General features: G+C 74.1%; 15 protein-coding genes and 1 tRNA gene. 10 read left to right on the top strand and 6 right to left on the bottom strand.

Translation table 11 applies throughout. The features are described from left to right. Positions 1-59: 59 nt before the first annotated feature. Positions 60-132: transfer RNA gene (locus ABZ914_RS07155), tRNA-Thr, on the bottom strand. Between the two features lie 134 nt (positions 133-266). Here ABZ914_RS07155 and ABZ914_RS07160 point away from each other — a divergent pair. Then, positions 267-542: a GlsB/YeaQ/YmgE family stress response membrane protein gene (locus ABZ914_RS07160; protein ID WP_500192183.1), complete on the top strand. Its 276-nt coding sequence runs from the start codon at positions 267-269 to the stop codon at positions 540-542. A gap of 1 nt (position 543) precedes the next feature. Here ABZ914_RS07160 and ABZ914_RS07165 read toward each other — a convergent pair whose 3' ends face one another. Then, positions 544-1053: a hypothetical protein gene (locus ABZ914_RS07165; RefSeq protein WP_500192184.1), complete on the bottom strand. Its 510-nt coding sequence runs from the start codon at positions 1051-1053 to the stop codon at positions 544-546. Positions 1054-1135: 82 nt separating this feature from the next. On the opposite strand from ABZ914_RS07165, the gene ABZ914_RS07170 reads away from it, so the two are divergent. The 4 genes from ABZ914_RS07170 (at position 1136) to ABZ914_RS07185 (ending at position 6566) form a co-directional block, all read left to right on the top strand. After that, positions 1136-1465: an ArsR/SmtB family transcription factor gene (locus ABZ914_RS07170; RefSeq protein WP_387029472.1), complete on the top strand. Its 330-nt coding sequence runs from the start codon at positions 1136-1138 to the stop codon at positions 1463-1465. Further along, positions 1449-4058 carry a magnesium-translocating P-type ATPase gene (gene mgtA, locus ABZ914_RS07175; protein WP_500192185.1) on the top strand — a complete coding sequence of 870 codons (2610 nt, stop codon included), beginning with the start codon at positions 1449-1451 and terminating at the stop codon, positions 4056-4058. The genes ABZ914_RS07170 and mgtA overlap by 17 nt, the downstream gene beginning before the upstream one ends. Before the next feature lie 52 nt (positions 4059-4110). Next, a complete protein-coding gene (locus ABZ914_RS07180) occupies positions 4111-5445 on the top strand; it encodes a cytochrome P450 (protein WP_500192186.1) in 1335 nt (444 codons plus the stop codon). A 164-nt stretch (positions 5446-5609) separates the two neighbouring features. Further along, positions 5610-6566, top strand: a complete 957-nt coding sequence (locus tag ABZ914_RS07185; protein ID WP_500192187.1) for an esterase/lipase family protein — start codon at positions 5610-5612, stop codon at positions 6564-6566. 4 nt (positions 6567-6570) lie between these two features. Here the strand turns inward: ABZ914_RS07185 and ABZ914_RS07190 are convergent, their stop codons facing one another. From ABZ914_RS07190 to ABZ914_RS07200, 3 genes are read right to left on the bottom strand one after another with little or no spacing between them, the layout of a single operon-like run. Then, positions 6571-7287 carry a winged helix-turn-helix transcriptional regulator gene (locus ABZ914_RS07190; RefSeq protein ID WP_500192188.1) on the bottom strand — a complete coding sequence of 239 codons (717 nt, stop codon included), beginning with the start codon at positions 7285-7287 and terminating at the stop codon, positions 6571-6573. Positions 7288-7296: 9 nt separating this feature from the next. Then, positions 7297-7962, bottom strand: a complete 666-nt coding sequence (locus ABZ914_RS07195; RefSeq protein WP_500192189.1) for an alpha/beta fold hydrolase — start codon at positions 7960-7962, stop codon at positions 7297-7299. Next, entirely contained in the window at positions 7959-8900 is a 942-nt protein-coding gene (locus ABZ914_RS07200; protein WP_500192190.1) for an LLM class flavin-dependent oxidoreductase, read from the bottom strand. Before ABZ914_RS07200 ends, ABZ914_RS07195 begins: the two co-directional genes overlap by 4 nt. A 104-nt stretch (positions 8901-9004) precedes the next feature. Here ABZ914_RS07200 and ABZ914_RS07205 point away from each other — a divergent pair, with 104 nt between their 5' ends. After that, positions 9005-9433, top strand: a complete 429-nt coding sequence (locus ABZ914_RS07205; protein ID WP_500192191.1) for an organic hydroperoxide resistance protein — start codon at positions 9005-9007, stop codon at positions 9431-9433. Between the two features lie 101 nt (positions 9434-9534). Here the strand turns inward: ABZ914_RS07205 and ABZ914_RS07210 are convergent, their stop codons facing one another. After that, entirely contained in the window at positions 9535-10119 is a 585-nt protein-coding gene (locus ABZ914_RS07210) for a TetR/AcrR family transcriptional regulator (RefSeq protein ID WP_500192192.1), read from the bottom strand. A 90-nt stretch (positions 10120-10209) separates the two neighbouring features. Between ABZ914_RS07210 and ABZ914_RS07215 the strand changes: the two genes are divergently transcribed. The 4 genes from ABZ914_RS07215 (at position 10210) to ABZ914_RS07230 (ending at position 16428) form a co-directional block, all read left to right on the top strand. Next, positions 10210-11613, top strand: a complete 1404-nt coding sequence (locus ABZ914_RS07215) for an MDR family MFS transporter (protein ID WP_500192193.1) — start codon at positions 10210-10212, stop codon at positions 11611-11613. Between the two features lie 82 nt (positions 11614-11695). Then, positions 11696-12079 carry a DUF485 domain-containing protein gene (locus tag ABZ914_RS07220; protein ID WP_500192194.1) on the top strand — a complete coding sequence of 128 codons (384 nt, stop codon included), beginning with the start codon at positions 11696-11698 and terminating at the stop codon, positions 12077-12079. After that, the gene (locus ABZ914_RS07225; RefSeq protein WP_500192195.1) at positions 12079-13752 is read left to right on the top strand and encodes a monocarboxylic acid transporter; all 1674 of its coding nucleotides are present in this window, start codon (positions 12079-12081) and stop codon (positions 13750-13752) included. The genes ABZ914_RS07220 and ABZ914_RS07225 overlap by 1 nt, the downstream gene beginning before the upstream one ends. Before the next feature lie 240 nt (positions 13753-13992). Then, complete coding sequence (locus ABZ914_RS07230) at positions 13993-16428, top strand: S8 family peptidase (RefSeq protein ID WP_500192196.1); 2436 nt, start codon at positions 13993-13995, stop codon at positions 16426-16428. Positions 16429-16452: the final 24 nt, after the last annotated feature.

The following is a 16452-nucleotide window of genomic DNA, read 5'->3' on the forward strand; positions in this document are numbered from 1 at the left end:
GGCTCCCACGGTGGTGCAAGAAGCCCCCTTCCTTGATCGGAAGGGGGCTTTGAGCTGGGAGCCGGCGAGGGGACTTGAACCCCTAACCTTCTGTTTACAAGACAGATGCTCTGCCAATTGAGCTACGCCGGCGGGCTCGTCCCGCATCGTAGTCGACCGCGCGGGGGGTTCGCGCGGGGGTTTCGGGGCGGGCGGCGGCGCGGTCAGTGGTGATTTGCGGTGGTGAGCGGGCACAGGAGGTGCAGCACTCGGGGGAGGGGGCCCACGTGAGCATCAGCGGAATCATCTCCGCGATCATCGTCGGAGCGATCATCGGCGGGCTGGGGCGGCTGCTGCTGCCCGGGCGGCAGCCGATCGGGATCGTGCTGACCGTGCTGATCGGGATCGTCGCGGCGCTGGTCGGGACCGCGATCGCGCAGAAGACGGGCGTCGCCTCGACCAAGGGATTCGACTGGATCGAGCTGGTCTTCCAGGTCGGGCTGGCCGTGCTCGGGGTCGCGGCCGTCGCGGCGTGGCGGCGGAACCGGGGGCATGCGAGATGAGCTAGCGGGAGCCCAGGGCCCTGGTGGTCTTGGGGGTGGGGGCGCCGCCGGGACGGCGTTCCGGGGTGGAGCTGAGGAAGCCCTTCTTGCGGGCCAGGTGGACCCAGTTCGCGGCGGCGCGCCAGGGCGCGTCGCAGGCCTCGGCGAGCATGTGGACGGGGTTGGAGTGGCCGAGGTCGACGTAGGCGGAGTAGACGGCCGCGACGAGGGCGAAGAACTCGTCCGGACGGCCCTTGCGGCCCGGACGGGGGGCCGCCTCGACCATCCGGCGGATCTCGCGGGCCTCGGCGACGGGCGGCGTCCTGGTGCTGGTGGAGTGCAGGACGTCGCTGGTCAGTTCGGGGAGGGGGACGGCCCGCAGGGTGCCGGTGGTGAGGCCGCGGGAGACGAGCCGCGGGTCCGCGTCGGGGTGCGGGCGGATCGTCATCTCGGTGGGGCCGCCGGTCGCGGGGGCCGGCCAGCGAAGGATGATCTCCCAGGCGCCCACGCGGATGCGCCGCTCGACCGTCATGCCGACATACTGTCAAACATTCGCGCAATTGCGCAATTGTTGGGGCGTGCGAGACTGGTGCGGTGCACGGGAGCGGGGGATCATGAGCGACGACCTGGCGCTGTCTCCGGCGCTGCTCCAGGAGGCGGCGGGCCGTTTCGGGATGCTGGCCGCCACGACGCGGCTGCACATCGTGTGGGTGCTGACGCACGGGGAGCGGGACGTCAGCTCGCTGGCCGACGAGGTGGACGGGACGGTCGCGGCGGTCAGCCAGCACCTGGCGAAGCTGAAGCTGGCGGGGCTGGTGCGGGCGCGCCGGGAGGGCCGGCACCAGTTCTACGTGGTCGACGATCCGCACGTGGCGGCGATCGTCCGGCAGATGGTCGCGCATCTGCGGGGTGATTCGGGGCGCGCCCGTGGTCTGGGCGCCTGACCCGCCGGTCGCGGCGCCGTCCAGGACGGACGAGGCCGCGCCGTCCGGGACTGAGGGCCTGCGGGAGTGCGCGGTGCAGCCGCCGCTGGCGGTGCTTCGGCGGTGGGAGACGTCGCCGAAGGGCCTGGACGAGGCGGAGGCGCAGGAGCGGCTGCTGCGGTTCGAGGACGGGCCGCGGCGGCGCCGGGCGCGGCGGCTCGGCGGGGCGGTCGCGGCGCCGTTCGTGGTGGTGCTGGTCTTCCTCGGGGTCGTGTCGGCGCTGACGGGAGACGTGCGGGGCGCGGTGCTGATCTGCGCGCTGGCGGTGTTCAGCGGGGCGATGCGGTACCGGCAGGAGGCGCGGTCGGGGCGTGCGGCGGCGGCGCTGCGGACGATGGTGACGACGACGGCGACGGTGCTGCGGCGGGCGCGGCCGGGGGCGGAGCCCGTGGCCAGGGAGGTGCCGGTCGACCAGGTCGTGCCGGGCGACGTGGTGCTGCTGGGGCCGGGCGACGTGGTGCCGGCGGACCTGCGGCTGCTGAACTCGGTGGACCTGGAGATCAACCAGGCGATGCTGACCGGGGAGTCGCTCCCGGCGGGCAAGCACGCGGCGTGGACGGACCCGCCGGAGGGCCGTCCGGGCGACCTGTTCGACCATCCGCGGCTGTGCTTCATGGGGACGACCGTGGTGAGCGGGACCGGGACGGCGGTGGCGGTCGCGACGGGCGGCCGGACGTACTTCGGGGCGGCGGACCGGGAGCGGCCGGGGCGCCGGACGGAGACGGCGTTCGACCGGGGCGTGCGGGTGGTGTCGTGGACGCTGGTCGCGGCGATGCTGGCGGCGCTGCCCTTGGTGGTGGCGGTCGCGGGGGTGCTGCGGGACGACTGGTACCAGGCGCTGCTGCTGGCGATCGCGGTGGCGGTGGCGGCGACGCCGGAGATGATGCCGCTGGTGGTGACGGCGCTGCTGGTGCGCGGCGCGAAGGGGCTGGCGGGCCGGCAGGTGATCGTCAAGCGGCTGCCGGCGGTGCACGACCTCGGCGCGATGGACACGCTGTGCGTGGACAAGACGGGCACGCTGACCGAGGAGCACGTGGCGATGGCGTGCCATCTCGATCCGCTCGGCCGCACCGATCCGGAGGTGCTGTGGTGGGCGCGGGTGAACGCGCTGTGGTCGGTGGAGCTGGCGGGACGGCTCGTGGGGGACGCGATCGACGAGGCGCTGCTGCAGGACGCGGGGAACCTGGACAGCGCGTCCGGTGTGGACGCGATCCCGTTCGACTACGCGCGGCGGCGCGCGACCGTCCTGCTGGGGGACGGGCGGCTGGTGGTGAAGGGCGCGGTCGAGGACGTCCTGAACCTGTGCACGGTCGCAGGTGACACGGTGCTGGACGCCGAAGAGCGCGCGCGCCTGCTGCGGCTGGACGACCGGTGGGCGGCGGACGGGGTGCGGCTGCTCGCGGTGGCGGTGGGGAAGCGGACGCGCGGCGGCCCGCTGACCCCGGCGGACGAGCAGGACTTGGCGCTGATCGGGTTCGTCGGGTTCCGGGACCGGCTGGATCCGGCGGCGCCGGCGGCGGTGCGGGGGCTGCGCCGGCGCGGTGTCGGGCTGGTGATGGTCACGGGCGACCATCCGCTGGTGGCGCGGCGGATCTGCCGGGACGCGGGCATCGAGGTGTCCGGGGTGGTGCTCGGCCGCGAGGTGGTCGACCTCGACGACGCGGAGCTGGCGCGGTTGGCCGGCGCGGGGACGCTGTTCGCGCGGGTGGGGCCGCCGCAGAAGGCGCGGATCGTCCGGGCGCTGCAGCAGGCGGGGCGGACGGTCGGGTATCTCGGCGACGGGGTGAACGACGCGCCGGCGCTGCGGGCGGCGGACGTCGGGATCACCGTGCGGGGCGCGGCGGACCTGGCCCGGGAGTCGGCGGACGTGGTGCTGGTCCGCCCGGACCTCGGGGCGCTGGAGCAGGCGATCGTGGCGGGCCGCCGGACGTTCGCGAACACGGTGAAGTACGTCAAGATCGCGCTGACGTCGAACGTGGGGAACGTGGTGTCGCTGCTGGCGGCGAGCGCGATGCTGCCGTTCCTGCCGATGCTGCCGCTGCAGGTGCTGGTACAGAACGTCTGCTTCGACCTGTCGCAGCTGGCGCTGGTGCGCGACCGGGTCGACGAGGCGCAGATCAGGAGCCCGCGGACGTTCGACGTCCGGGACCTGGCGCGGTTCGTCGCGTGCCTCGGGCCGGTCGGGGCGCTGTTCGACCTGGCGGCGCTGGGGCTGTTCTGGTGGCTGCTGGACGCGCACGGCGGCGCGGCGGGGCGGGAGCTGCTCCGGTCCGGCTGGTTCGCGGAGAACCTGATCGCGCAGGGCCTGGCGATGCTGCTGCTGCGCAGGCGGGGGCGGACCGGGCCGAGGGCGGGCCGGACGATCGTCGTGACCGCCGTCGCGCTCGGGCTGGCCGGGCCGCTGCTGCCGTTCACGCCGCTCGGCGGGGTGCTGCGGCTCCAGCCGCTGCCGTTCGAGGCGGTCCCGATCCTTGCGGCCGTGATGACCGGGTACGTCCTCGCGACGATCGCCGCCCGGTACGTCTATCAGCGGGTCTTCGGCAGATGGCTGTGACGCCCCTTGCCAGGCGCCGGACGCTGCGGTGAGCTGGAACGAGGAGGCGCGGATGACGGACGCGAAGGGCAGGGTGGCGGGGCCTTCGGGCCTGGAGGCGGCGCGCTGGTGGGCGCGGATGATGCGCGATCCTATGGACGCCTACGGCGCGCTTTTCCGCCGGTACGGGGACGCGGTGCGGCTCCCGCGCGACCGGAGGCGGGCGCTGTACCTGCTGTCGCGGCCGGAGCACGCCGAGCACGTCCTCGTCGCGAAGCAGGACAACTACGTCAAGGCGTTCACGTACCGGCCGCTGCGGGTGTTCCTCGGCGACGGGCTGCTGACGAGCGAGGGCGAGACGTGGCGGCGGCACCGGCGGCTCGTGCAGCCGGTCTTCGCGCAGCGGCACCTCGCCGCGTTCGCGCCCGGGATGGCCGGGGTCGCGGCGCGGTCGGTCGGGCGGTGGCCGGACGGCGTGACGCTCGACGCCGCCGCGCACATGCGCCGGGTGACGCTGGACATCGTCGGGCGGGTGCTGTTCGGCAGCGACCTCGCGGCGGAGTCCGACGCGACCGGGCGGGCGCTCGCGGATCTGCAGCGCGGCGCCGTGATCGGCCTCGGCGCGACGTTCCTGGGCGACGCGGGGCTGCGGCGGGCGTTCCGGCTGGTGCCGGGCGCGCAGCGGGCGGCCGCGCAGCTCGGCGGGATGGTCGGGCGGGTGATCGACGAGCGCCGCGCGGCGGGTCCCGGAGCGGAGCCGGACCTGCTGGACCTGCTGATGCGCGACGGTGATCCGCCGCTGTCGGACGTGGAGCTGCGCGACGAGGTGCTGACGCTGCTGCTGGCCGGGCACGAGACGACCGCGGCGGCGCTGACCTGGACGCTGATCCTGCTGTCGCGGTACCCGGCGGCGCGCGACCGGCTGGAGGCGGAGGTCGACGGGGTCCTCGGCGGCCGGGATCCGGACGCCGGCGACGTCGACCGGCTGCCGTGGACGCGGGCCGTCCTGTCGGAGTCGATGCGGCTCTACCCGCCCGCCTGGACGATCGAGCGGGACGCGGTCGCCGACGACGACGTGGCGGGCGCGGTGGTGACGGCGGGCTCGACCGTGGCGATCTCCCCCTACCTCCTGCACCGCAATCCGGACCTGTGGCCGGATCCGGAGGGGTTCCGGCCGGAGCGGTTCCTCGGCGAGCAGGACCGTCCCCGGCACGCGTACCTGCCGTTCGGCGGCGGGCGGCGGATCTGCGTGGGGGCGGGCTTCGCGATGATGGAGGCGGTGCTGGTGCTCGCCCTGATCGGCCGGTCGGCGCGCCTCGACCTGGCGCCGGGCGTCGCGGTCCCGTCGCGGGCGGAGGTGACGCTGCGGCCGGCGCGTCCGGTGCCGATGCGGGTCACGCGGAGGTAGCCGCCCGGAGAGGCGCGGTCACGCGGAGGTAGACGCCGGAGAGGCGCGGCGCACCAACTGGACGTCGAATCGAAAAGGGGTCTTGGCAAAAGGCGCGGCCACCTCTACATTCCCGGGAGCGGCGGTAAGTGATCGCTTGCCGCCCCCACCCCGGGAGGCCCCCAGTGAAGAGCTCGTTCACCCGCCGTCCCGCGCGGGCGGCCCTGCGCGGCCTGGCCGCGGCGGCGCTCGCGTCCCTGCTCGGCACCGCCGCGGTGGCCGCCCCCGCACGGGCGGCGGACAAGTACCCGCCCGGCGACATCGGGACGTCCCTGGTGAACTTCTTCAACAGCCCCGGCGCGGTCGCCGGCGCGAACGACTGGAACTGCAGGCCGAGCGCCGAGCACCCGACGCCGGTCGTCCTCGTCCACGCCACGTTCGTGAACCTGGGCACCAACTGGAGCGTGCTGTCGCCGATGCTGGCGAACGAGGGCTACTGCGTCTTCGGCTTCAACTACGGCATGACGCAGCTGTCCTTCGACCGAGTCGGCGGGCTCGGCGACATCGCCGAATCGGCCAGGACCCTGGACGCGTTCGTCGACAAGGTGCTCGCCGCGACCGGCGCGCGGCAGGTCGACCTCGTCGGGCACTCCCAGGGCGGGATGATGCCGAACTACTACCTCAAGCGGCTCGGCGGCGCGTCCAAGGTCCGCACGTTCGTCGCGCTGGCGCCCAGCAACCACGGGACGACCATCGACGGCGTCCTCGACCTCGGCCGGACGCTCAACCTGCTCGGCTTCGCCAACCAGGCCCTCAACGACGCCGGCGCGCCCGGGCTCGTCCAGCAGGAGCAGGGCTCGGACTTCCAGAACGCGCTGTTCGGCGACGGCGACACCGTCCCGGGGCCGCGGTACGTCGTCATCGAGACCAAGAACGACATCGTCGTCACCCCGTACACGAACGCGTGGCTGAAGGGCGACGGCGTCACCAACATCCTCGTCCAGGACCAGTGCCCGGACGACACCGTCGGCCATGTCGGGATGTTCAACGACAGCCCGGTCATGCAGGACGTCCTCAACCAGCTCGGAGCGAACACCTCCGGCTTCAAGCCGACGTGCGAGGGCTACGGCCTGCCGCTGTAACCGCTCACTCCCCGGCCAGCCCGGCCTGGTCCGCCTCTTGGGCGGCCTGCTCCGGCTTCCGGGACCTCGGCACCGGGATGTGGAACAGGTCGGCGAGCCGGCGGACCGCCGCGGGGTCCCCGGACACCGCGGCGCTGCCGTCCTCGATCGCCGCGCCCATCGACGAGCGGCCCGACGCCATCGCGATCAGCACGTCCTCGCTCATCGCGATCGACGCGTCGGGCCGCTGCGCCGGGCCGTGCACCAGATGGACCGCCCCGTCGTCGACCTCGGCGTGGAACACCTCGTCGTCCACGCGGAACTCGTACACCAGGTGCAGGCTGGCCGACGCCTCCGGCACGAAGCACGCCTCCATGCCGAGCACCGCCCACCCCGGATGGAACGTCTCGCCTTCGCGCCGCTCGCCGAGCGCCCACCGCATGCCCCAGCGCGCCAGCGCCAGTACCGCCGGGCCCAGCTCCTCGCCCGCCTCGGTCAGCGCGTACGCGGAGGTGCGGGCGGGCGGCGGCAGCGTGACCTTCCGCGCGAGCCCCTCCCGTTCGAGGTGCTTCAGCCGCGCCGCGAGCAGCCCGGTGCCGAGGCCGCGCAGGCTCGCCTGCAGGTCGCCGAACCGTTTCGGGCCGGTCAGCAGCTCGCGGATCAGCAGCAGCGTCCAGCGCTCGCCGACGAGGTCGAGGGTCCGCGCCGTCGCGCAGTACTGGTTGTAGGTCCGCTGCTCCACCGCATCACTCTAAGCGCTCACCTCGAGGATCAGCCGGGCCAGGGCGCCGGGCCGGGTGAGCATGACGTCGTGCGGGCCGTCGATCGGGACCGTCCGGTATCCGATCGCCTTGGCGCACTGCTCGAACGGGTACACGCTCGGCCTGCACAGGATCGCGGTGCCGGGGATCCGGTCGGCGGCGCCGGTGAGGCGGGTCGGCTCCTCGAACGTGCGGGCGGGCTGCGGACGCATCCGCTCGGCGAGCCAGGCCGCGTCGTCCGGGTCGTCGATGCCGACGGCGGCGGGCTGCGGGACGGCGATCTGCCCGCCGGACGTGCGGCCCCGCAGCGCCTGGACGAACGGGGCGGGCGCGAGGTCGTACAGGCTCGTCCCGTCAGGTCCGGCCCAGCCGTCCACCAGGACCAGGTGGCGGACGCGGTCCGGCCGCTGGTCGGCGGCCTCCCGCACGACTAGTCCCGCATAGCTGTGCCCGACCAGCACAACGCCGTCGCCGTCGATGCCGTCGATGCCGTCGAGCGCCGCGACGACGTCGGCCGCGTGGTCGTGGAGGCCGACGTCTCCCTCGCCGAGCGCGGGAGCGACGGTGCGGGCACCGGCGTCGTGCAGGAACGGGGTCACCCGGTCCCAGGCCCAGGGGCCGTGCCAGGCCCCGGCGACGAGGACGAACGTGGTCATGAGCGGACCTCCGCGGAAACGAGGGGACGGACGCGACCGGCGAACTCCTCCAGGGCGGCCTCGTGGTCGTCGGTCGCGAAACGGACCACGATGTGGCGGGCGCCCGCCTCGATGTAGCGGGTCAGCCAGGCGGCCGCGTCCTCCGGCGTGCCGGCGAACATCGCCTGGATGGAGGCGATGAACTCCAGCGGCGCGTTGTAGTAGCGCTCGATGCTCGCCCGGAGCCTCTCCCGCGCGCGCTCGGGGTCGTCGTCCAGGCAGAACGTCGCGTACAGGGCAGGGGTGACCGGGCGGCGCGCCGCCTCCCGGATCGTCTCGGCCTCCTTCGCGTAGACGCCGTGCTCGGGCGGGTACGGCAGCCAGCCGTCCGCTATGCGGGCGACCCGACGCAGCGCGGGTCCGCCGCCGGCGAGCCAGATCGGCGGGCCGCCGGGCCGGGCCGGCGGCGGCGCGACGCTCACGTCCTCGAACGCGAAGTGCTCGCCCGCGAACGAGACGGACTCGCCGGTCCAGAGCAGCCGCATCGCCTCGATCGACTCCTCCAGCCGGCGGCCCCGGGTCGCGAAGTCGACGCCGAGCGCGGTGAACTGCGCCTTGGTGGCGTCGGTCGGGAAGCCCGCGCCCATGCCCGCGATCACCCGTCCGCCGCTGAGCCGGTCGAGGGTGCCGAGCTGGTGGGCGAGCAGGATCGGGTGCCGCAGCGCGGGCAGCAGCACCGCGGTGCCGAGCGCCACCCGCTCCGTCGCCTGCGCCACGGCGGCCATGAGCAGCAGCGGGTCCGCCCGCTGCCGCGTGACGGGGCTGTCGCCGGCCCAGACCGAGTCGTAGCCGAGCGCCTCGGCCCGCGCGGCGTACCCGACGAGCCGGTGCGGCGCGTGCTCGCCCGTCACCGTCTGGTCGCGCGTCGGCAGCAGGTAGCCGAACCGTGTCTCCGGCATGGATCACCTCCGGTGGTCGATTCCGGACTGATCCTAGACATTGACTTCCTGATTTTGAAGTCTATGGTTCATTTTCAAGAAGTTCGATCCGGGAAGGAAGAGTGATGACGGCACCGACCTACACCGCCGAGGCGCGCGTGACCGGGGGCAGGAACGGGCGCGGGCGGACGGCCGACGGCCGCCTCGACCTGGCCCTGCGGCTGCCCAAGGAGATGGGCGGTGACGGCGAGGGCGTCAACCCCGAGCAGCTCTTCGCCATCGGGTACGCGGCCTGCTTCGGCTCGACCATGAGCGTGCTCGGGCAGCGCAAGGGACTCGCGGCGGACGACGCCGAGATCGACGCGAGGGCGATGCTCATCCCCACCGATGGCGGACCGTTCAAGCTGGGGGTCGAGCTCGACGTGACTCTGCCGTCGCTCGCCGATGCCGAGGCGGTCGACCTGGGACGCGCCGCGCACCGGCTGTGCCCTTACTCCAGCGCGATCCGCGGCAATGTCGACGTCGCGATCGTCGTGAACGGGACGCGCTTGTAGCCGTCTGTGTCGCGGCGCCGTAAACGGGACGCGCTTGCAGGCGTCCTTGTCGCGGCGCGGTCAACGGGGCGTGCTTGCGGGCGTCCCTGTCGCAGTGCCGTTCAGTCCCGTTGGTCCTCGCCCCGCACCCGGACCAGCGGGAGGAACAGCTCGTCCACGATCTCGGCCAGCACCTCGTCCGGCACCGGGCGGTCCGTGAGGAGCATCTCGTGCCGGACGAGGTCGGCCGGCATCCGCGCGATCCGCGGGCTCACCGCGCCGGGCGCGACCTCGCCCTGGTCGGCGGCGCGGCGCAGGATGACCGACATCGCGTCCGGGATCACCTCGAACGTCCCCGGATCGAGTTCGTGCGCCTCCGCCATCAGGCCGTGGACCAGGTCGGGGCCGAACTCGCCGAACCGCCGCGCCATGTACCGCAGGACCGCCAGGACGTCGCCGCGCAGGCTCCCGGTGTCGGGCACGTCGTCCGCGATCGAGGAGTACCGGTACCGCAGCGCCGCCAGGACGAGGTCGGCCCGGCTGGGCCAGCGACGGTAGATGACCTGCTTCCCGGTCCGCGCGCGCGCCGCGACGTTCTCGATCGTCAGGCCCGCGTAACCGGACGCGTCCAGCTCCTCCCAGGTCGCGTCCAGGATCGCCGCCTCCAGGGCGGCCCCGCGCCGCCGCGCCTTCGCCTCGCCGGTCACGCCGCTCCTCCTTTAAGAGACCTTGCGTCTCTTGTTCTGGGCAGCCTACACTCCGGGCCGTTAGAGACGCATCGTCTCTTAGGAGGCCCCATGACCGCCGGCACCCGCACCGCGCCCGAACGGCTCGACCCCGCCCTGCTCCGCCTCGCCGGGATCCTCATCACCGGCGCCATCGCCCCGCTGCTCGACAGCACGATCGTCAACGTCGCGATCGGACGGCTCGGCCGCGACCTGCACGCGCCGGTGGCCGAGATCCAGTGGGTGGTCGCCGCCTACCTGCTGGCCCTCGCCATGGCGATCCCGCTCACCGGCTGGGCCGAAGGCCGCTTCGGCGCCCGCCGCGTGTGGCTGTCCGCCCTCGGCCTGTTCCTGCTCGGCTCCGTGCTGTGCGGGCTGGCCTGGAACGTCGGCTCCCTGATCGCCTTCCGCGTCCTGCAAGGGGCGGGCGGCGGGCTGATGGCGCCGGTCATGCAGACGCTGCTGATGCGCGCGGCCGGCGGCCGCCAGATCGGCCGGCTGATGGCCGCGATCAGCATGCCCGCGCTGGTCGGCCCCATCCTCGGGCCCGTCGTCGGCGGCCTCGTCGCCGGGCATGCCGGCTGGCGGTGGATCTTCTACGTCAACGTGCCGGTCTGCGTCGTCGCGTTCGTCCTCGCCTGGCGCGGCCTCCCGCGCACGCCGCCGCGCGGCGCCGCCCGCCCCGACCTCACCGGCATCCTCTTGCTGTCCCCGGCGCTCGCCGCCCTCGTCTACGGGTTCTCGCAGGCGAACACCGGTTTCGGTCGTCCCGGCGTGATCGCCGCCTTGGCCGCTGGTGCCGTGCTGCTCGCGGCGTTCGCCGTCCACGCGCTGCGCACGCCGTCCGAACCCGCGATCGACCTGCGGCTGTTCCGCAAGCGCACGTTCGCCGCGTCCGCGAGCCTCCTCTTCCTGTCCGGGCTCTCCCTGTTCGGCGCGATGCTGCTGCTACCGCTCTATTACCAGCAGGTCCGCGGGCACAGCGTGGTCGTCGCCGGCCTCCTGCTCGCGCCGCAAGGGCTCGGCAGCCTGCTCGTCCGCACCCGCCTCGGAGCCCTCACCGACCGGCTCGGCCCCCGTCCCATCGTCCTCACCGGACTCCTCCTGACCGTCCTCGGCACGCTCGCCTACGCCGGGGCCGGACCGCACACCAGCGAATGGCTGCTCGGCGCGTCCCTCGCCGTCCGCGGCGCGGGCCTCGGTGCCGTCACCCTCGCCGTCATGACCGCCGCCTACCAGGGCCTCGGCCAGGACGAGATCCCGCACGCCAGCAGCGCCACCCGCGTCATCGTGCAGGTCGGCGGCTCCTTCGGCGCCGCCGTCCTCGCGGTCGTGCTGGAGCACCAGACGTCCGGCGGCGCCGCGCCGTCCACCGCGTACGCGCACGCCTTCTGGTGGTCGCTCGCCTTCACCGCCCTCGCCTTCGTCCCGGCGCTCTTCCTTGGCCGAAGTGGGCCAGTACATGTTTCTGCCTAAGTGGACACCCTCGCCCGCCAATCTTTGATCTCATAGAGCAGCGATATCAGTACATAGAGTTACGGTGCGGTCTGGGGGCATTATGGTCGGGGACTCGAAAGTCTCGTGGGACGGGGCGGGAAGGCGGGCGAGAACCGTCCCTCCCGGCCGCTACGCGCCGCTCGCCCACGACCCCGGATTCCTGCTGCTCAGGAAGAGGTTCCTGGTGGCGGCCGCGAGCCTCACGGCCGCGTTCTTCGGGTGGTACGCGGTGTACGTCGCGCTGTCGGCGTTCGCGCGCGGGTTCATGGCGCGGCGGGTCGCCGGGCACGTCAACGTGGCGCTGCTGCTCGGGCTGCTGCAGTTCGCGTCCACGTTCCTGCTGGCCTGGGCCTACGTCGCCTACGCGCGGCGGCGCCTGGACCCGCTCGCCGAGGACCTGCGCTCCCGCCGCCCGTGCGCGCCCGGCGACGAGGTGACCCGCTGATGCCGGCGCTCGACGGGCGGGCGCTGACCTGCACGCTGTTCGTGGTGTTCGTGCTCATCACACTCGGCATCACGGTGTGGGCGCGCGCCAACACCAACGGCGCCGACGACTTCTACGCCGGCGGGCGGACGTTCAACGGCGCGCAGAACGGCATCGCGCTCGCCGGCGACTACATGTCGGCGGCGTCCTTCCTCGGCATCGCCGGCCTCATCGCGCTCTCCGGATACGACGGGTTCCTGTACTCCATCGGGTTCCTGGTGGCGTGGCTGCTGACGCTGCTGCTGGTCGAGCTGATGCGCAACGCCGGGCGGTTCACCATGGCGGACGTGCTCGCGCACCGGGTGCGCCGGCAGCCGCCGGTGCGCCGCGCGGCGGTCGTGTCGACCGTGACCGTCTCGGTGTTCTACCTGCTCGCGCAGATGGTCGGCGCGGGCGCGCTGGTCTCGCTGCTGCTCGGCATCCACCGCGGCCGGGAGTTCCTCGGCATGTCCGCCGGCACCGCCCGGACCGCCACGATCGTCGTGGTCGGCGCGCTGATGATCTGCTACGTGATGTTCGGCGGGATGAAGGCCACCACCTGGGTGCAGATCATCAAGGCGGTGCTGCTGACCGCCGGGGCGCTGGTGCTGACCGGGCTGGTGCTCGCCCGGTTCGGCTTCGACCTCGGCGCGATGCTCGGCTCCGCCGCGCACGCCAGCGGGAAGGGCGAGGCGTTCCTGCGTCCCGGCCTCCGGTACGGCAAGGACGTGCCCGGCGACGCGTACCGGACGATCCTCAACAAGCTCGACTTCATCAGCCTGGCGGTCGCGCTGCTCCTCGGCACGGCGGGCCTGCCGCACATCGTCACCCGCTTCTTCACCGTCCCGGACGCGCGGGCCGCGCGCACGTCGGTGTCCTGGGCGATCGGCCTCGTCGGCCTGTTCTACCTGATGACGCTGGCGCTCGGCTTCGGCGCGGCGGCGCTGGTCGGGCGGGCCGCGATCGTCGCGCAGGACCCGTCCGGCAACACCGCCGCGCCGCAGCTCGCGCAGGAGCTCGGCCGGCACCTCGGCGGGCAGGTCGGCGGCGACATCCTGCTCGCGTTCATCGGCGCGGTCGCGTTCGCGACGATCCTCGCGGTGGTGGCGGGGCTGGTGCTGGCCTCGTCGACGTCGCTGGCGCACGACTACTTCGGGCAGGTGCTGATGCTCGGCCGGCCGCGCGAGTCGCAGGAGGTCGCGGTCGCGCGGTTCGCCTCGTTCCTGGTCGGCTCGCTGGCCATCGTGCTGGCCGTCGTCGCGCGGAACCTGAACGTGGCGTTCCTGGTGGCGCTGGCGTTCGCGATCGCGGCGGCGTCGAACCTCCCGGCGATCGTGCTGACGCTGTTCTGGCGGCGGTTCAACTCGGCCGGGGTGACCGCCGGCATCTACGGCGGGCTGATCAGCTCGCTGGTGCTGGTGTTCTTCTCGCCGGTCGTGTCCGGGAAGGTCGACCCGGTCACCGGCGAGAACCTGGCGCTGTTCCCCAAGAGCGTCGACTTCCACCTGTTCCCGCTGGAGAACCCCGGCATCGTCTCGATCCCGATCGGATTCCTGTGCGCGATCGCGGGGACGTTCCTCGGACGGGAGAAGGCCGACCGGGCCCTGTACGACGACATGTCGGTGCGGGCGCTGACGGGCGCCGGCTCGCACTGAGCCGGGGACCGCCGGCTCGCACCGAGCGACGGGCCGCCCGGGACCCGGCTACCATTCCGTTCCGGACCCCCGGTTACCCGCCGGTAAGGGACGGCCGGTGGCGGCTCCGGGACGCGCGGTGACGCGCTCTCCGGGACCGTCTCCGAATGTGCCGGGCGCCCGGGCGCCCGGCCCATCGCGTGGCAGAATGTCAGATCGCGCCGTGGACCACGGCGGACGGCCGAGGGGAGGTGCGGCGGCGTGTCCCATGCCGGTCGGCGCCGTGCCCCGCGTGCGCGTCCGGCGGCGCGGTTCGGCGCCCGCACCACCGCGACGCTCACCGTGCTCACCCTGGCCGCCGCGGTGGCGGTGCCCGCGGCGCTCGTCCCCGACGAGGCCGACACCGTGCCCCGCTCCGTCCGCGGCGCGGCGGCCGGCGCGGCGATGCGGACCGCGACCGACCAGATCCGCGCCCGCGAATGGCATCTGACCGTCCTCCGCGCGCAGAAGGCCTGGCACTACTCCAAGGGCTCCGGCGTGACGGTCGCCGTCCTCGACACCGGGGTCGACAAGAACCATCCCGACCTCACAGGCCGGGTCGTCACCGGCCCCGACCTGACGAGCGGGGCGCGCCGTCCCGGCAGCCGCTACTGGGGCCTGCACGGGACGTCCATGGCCAGCATCATCGCCGGTCACGGCCACGGTCCCGGCCTCGCGCAGGGCATGCTCGGAATCGCGCCGGCGAGCAGGATCCTGTCCGTCCGGGTGACGCTGGAGAACAACGACCCGCTGCGCAAGACCGACACCTCGGCCACCACCGGCGCCCGCGACGCCGTCGCGCAGGGCATCCGGTACGCGGTCGACCACGGCGCCGGCATCATCAACATGTCCCTCGGCGGCGGCCGCCAGTCCTACAACGGCAACCCCGCCCAGGAGAGCGCGATCAAGTACGCGCTGAGCAAGGGCGTCGTGCTGATCGCGTCGGCGGGCAACGACGGCTCCGGCGCCGACCGCAAGAACTTCCCCGCCGCCTACCCCGGCGTGATCGCTGTCGGCGCGCTCGACCGCAAGCTGCACCTGTGGAAGGACAGCAACCGCAACTCGCACGCCAGTGTGTGCGCGCCCGGCGTCGACATCGTCAGCGCCGACGCCAGCAACGGCTACGTCGTCGGGACGGGCACCAGCGCCTCGTCCGCGATGGTCGCCGGGGTCGCCGCGCTGATCCGCTCCCGCTACCCCAAGCTCAGCCCCGACGAGGTCCGGCAGGCGCTGATCAAGGGCTCGCCCGCGCGCCGCGGCCACCCGACCGGCTCGGCGACCTGCGCGGGATCGGTCGACGCCGTCCGCGCCCTCGTCGCCGCGAACACGCTGAACAAGACGTCGAAGGGGCCGGTCGCGGCGGCGCCGACCCCGTCCGCCACGCCGGCGCCGGCCGCCGGCTCCTCGGCCGGGGACTCGGGCGTCCTGCTCCCGCTGGTGCTCGGCGGCGGCGGCGTGCTGGTGATCGTCGGGCTGGTCCTCGGCTGGCGGCAGCGCCGCCGCCCCGGCGACGAGGACGGCGCCCTGCCGATCGGCGACGAGCCGTTCGGCGACGACGGGCCGGACGACGACCCCACGCCCGGCTACCACCTGCCCGGCGCCCCGCCGGAGCCCGCCGCGATGCGGTCGCCCGGCGGAGTCCCTCCGGCGGCCTCGTCCGCGCCGCCCATCGCGCCGGTCAATACCGCGCCGTTCCAGAGCTCGCATCCCTACACCGGCCCTGGCATGCCGCCTCCGGCCGGATACCCGGACGCCCCGGCGGGGTGGCCCGACCAGGGCACGCCGCCGCTCCCGGAGCCGGTCGCCGAGGCCGAAGGGTACGTCCCCGAGCACGCGCTGCCGCACGACCAGTGGGACGAGCCGTCCTGGGGCGACGGCGCGCCGCCGGAGAACGGCGCGCCGCCCGGCCCGCCGGGACGGCCTCCCGTCATGGCGAGCGAGCTGCGCCCGTTCGACCCGGGCGAGTTCCCGGTCGGGGAGTTCCCCGTCGGCGGGGTGAACGGGACGCTTCCCGGCCCGGTGGAGGGGTTCTCCCCGAACGGGCGGCACCTCCGCGACGACCGTCCCGCCAACGGCCACGACCACGCCGGCGGACGCCACCTCGCCAACGGCCACAACGGCCACAACGGGCACGACCCGCGCAACGGGCACGACTTCACGAACGGCCGGGACGCGATGAACGGCGCCGGCGGCGGTCCGGCGGTGAACGGCGCGGGCGGTGCGAACGGCGTGGGCGGTGCGAACGGCGCGGGCGGCGCCGCGTCGAGCGGCGCGCCCGATGACGACGCCCCCGCGCTGGACGACGAGGACTGGGAGCGGTTCAGGCGCAGCGCCCTCGGAGGGGGCGGCATGCCCGAACCCGAGTTCCCCGCCCCGCCGCAGGACCCGCCGCCCGCCCCGCCCGCCGCGCAGCCACCCCCTGCCGCGCAGCCTCCCGTCGCACCGCCGCCCGCCGCGCAGCCTCCGGTCGCACCGCCGCCGTCCCCCACGCCGCCGTCCGGCGTACCTCCTGTGGACGACGCCGGGGGCCTCCCCGCCCCGCCACCGGTCCCGCCCGCCCCGCCCGCCGGTCCGGCGGACGACGACGCCCGCAACCGGCAGGCCCGCCGCCCCTACTCCTCCAACGAGGACGACGACTACCGTCCGCCCTGGTGGTGAGCACCGCCCGCATGGTGAACGCTG

Source organism: Spirillospora sp. NPDC046719, assembly GCF_040645715.1.
In the GTDB taxonomy this organism is placed as follows: Bacteria; Actinomycetota; Actinomycetes; order Streptosporangiales; family Streptosporangiaceae; genus Spirillospora.

Bases quoted from the DNA above. Each gene is read 5' to 3' on its own strand.
- ABZ914_RS07165 (WP_500192184.1), bottom strand. From the start codon at position 1,053: ATGACGGTCGAGCGGCGCATCCGCGTGGGCGCCTGGGAGATCATCCTT.
- ABZ914_RS07170 (WP_387029472.1), top strand. From the start codon at position 1,136: ATGAGCGACGACCTGGCGCTGTCTCCGGCGCTGCTCCAGGAGGCGGCG.
- ABZ914_RS07180 (WP_500192186.1), top strand. From the start codon at position 4,111: ATGACGGACGCGAAGGGCAGGGTGGCGGGGCCTTCGGGCCTGGAGGCG.
- ABZ914_RS07195 (WP_500192189.1), bottom strand. From the start codon at position 7,962: ATGACCACGTTCGTCCTCGTCGCCGGGGCCTGGCACGGCCCCTGGGCC.
- ABZ914_RS07200 (WP_500192190.1), bottom strand. From the start codon at position 8,900: ATGCCGGAGACACGGTTCGGCTACCTGCTGCCGACGCGCGACCAGACG.
- ABZ914_RS07205 (WP_500192191.1), top strand. From the start codon at position 9,005: ATGACGGCACCGACCTACACCGCCGAGGCGCGCGTGACCGGGGGCAGG.
- ABZ914_RS07215 (WP_500192193.1), top strand. From the start codon at position 10,210: ATGACCGCCGGCACCCGCACCGCGCCCGAACGGCTCGACCCCGCCCTG.
- ABZ914_RS07220 (WP_500192194.1), top strand. From the start codon at position 11,696: ATGGTCGGGGACTCGAAAGTCTCGTGGGACGGGGCGGGAAGGCGGGCG.
- ABZ914_RS07225 (WP_500192195.1), top strand. From the start codon at position 12,079: ATGCCGGCGCTCGACGGGCGGGCGCTGACCTGCACGCTGTTCGTGGTG.